This window comes from Bacillus sp. AFS040349, from assembly GCF_002577655.1.
Classification (GTDB): Bacteria; Bacillota; Bacilli; order Bacillales; family Bacillaceae; genus Metabacillus.
This window is the reverse complement of sequence record NZ_NUMC01000155.1, coordinates 1-1386: the sequence shown is the minus strand read 5'-3', so window position 1 is coordinate 1386 and position 1386 is coordinate 1. Positions and strand designations below refer to the sequence as shown.

General features: G+C 45.3%; 8 tRNA genes. All 8 read right to left on the bottom strand.

The features are described from left to right. Positions 1–69: 69 nt before the first annotated feature. Positions 70–142: transfer RNA gene (locus COD11_RS24470), tRNA-Phe, on the bottom strand. Between the two features lie 233 nt (positions 143–375). Then, positions 376–452 (bottom strand) — tRNA-Asp (locus COD11_RS24465). 145 nt (positions 453–597) lie between these two features. Then, positions 598–674: transfer RNA gene (locus tag COD11_RS24460), tRNA-Met, on the bottom strand. 24 nt (positions 675–698) lie between these two features. Then, positions 699–791, bottom strand: a tRNA-Ser gene (locus COD11_RS24455). Positions 792–826: 35 nt separating this feature from the next. Beyond that, positions 827–903, bottom strand: a tRNA-Met gene (locus tag COD11_RS24450). Positions 904–1059: 156 nt separating this feature from the next. Next, positions 1060–1135: transfer RNA gene (locus tag COD11_RS24445), tRNA-Ala, on the bottom strand. 12 nt (positions 1136–1147) lie between these two features. Next, a tRNA-Pro gene (locus tag COD11_RS24440) sits at positions 1148–1224 on the bottom strand. 17 nt (positions 1225–1241) lie between these two features. Further along, a tRNA-Arg gene (locus tag COD11_RS24435) sits at positions 1242–1318 on the bottom strand. Positions 1319–1386 lie beyond the last annotated feature (68 nt).

Genomic DNA, 1386 nt, shown 5'->3' with positions numbered 1-1386 from the left:
AGCAAAAGCTTCGAAGCGTAGTCGATCGTGCTCTACCAATTGAGCTACAGGCATCATTATAGATAAAGGTGGCTCGGGACGGAATCGAACCGCCGACACATGGATTTTCAGTCCATTGCTCTACCAACTGAGCTACCGAGCCGAATAATTAGTTAGTATTAATAAACATGATAAAGGAATGCTCTTTACGTATAAATTATTTATACCTATAACTTATAAGTATTCTACTAGTTTTTTTAACTAGTAGATCGTCCTCATCTAAGAAGGATTATTCAAGAAGCAGCTCGATGAGTACGCTGAAGTTTTATTCAGAGAAGCATATTCGAACGTGCTCTACTAACTGAGCTACCTAGCCAAATTAGTTTACGGCAATAATGGCGGTCCGGACGGGACTCGAACCCGCGACCTCCTGCGTGACAGGCAGGCATTCTAACCAACTGAACTACCGGACCAGAGTTTTTTCACGTAGTGAAAATAACTTACCTTAACATAATATTTTAATATTCATATTACATTACATTTTTTTGGTTGCACTTAACAGCACTACTATATTGACTTGCTTAGATGATTACTCGACGTAGCATCGTCAACTGAAATTGGTTGCGGGGACAGGATTTGAACCTGCAACCTTCGGGTTATGAGCCCGACGAGCTACCGAACTGCTCCACCCCGCGATGATAAAAATATAATAAATTATATGGAGGAGGAAGGGGGATTCGAACCCCCGCGGGCTTTGACACCCCTGTCGGTTTTCAAGACCGATCCCTTCAGCCGGACTTGGGTATTCCTCCAAAAACATATGTGACCTATTGGTCGTTTGTGAAAATGGTAGCGGCGGAGGGAATCGAACCCACGACCTCACGGGTATGAACCGTACGCTCTAGCCAGCTGAGCTACACCGCCATAGTTACAATACGCTCATTGTAAAAAACCATGTTCGTCATGTCTCTTCCAGACACATTCCTCACAAGCCTACAATGGAGATTATTCAAGATGTTTACGGCTCGCTCTAGCCAGCTGAGCTAGACCGCCATAATCATTGTTTGTTACTTATAAATTTGGTGGAGCCTAGCGGGATCGAACCGCTGACCTCCTGCGTGCAAAGCAGGCGCTCTCCCAGCTGAGCTAAGGCCCCAATATTTAATGATGGTCGGGAAGACAGGATTCGAACCTGCGACCCCTTGGTCCCAAACCAAGTGCTCTACCAAGCTGAGCTACTTCCCGTACTTGATAACTAAAACTGGCGCGCCCGAGAGGAGTCGAACCCCTAACCTTTTGATCCGTAGTCAAACGCTCTATCCAATTGAGCTACGGGCGCATAGTTTTAAAAGTTTTTGGATTAATGTGCGTTATTTTCGCTGACGCGAAAAAACGTTGGTGCCGAGG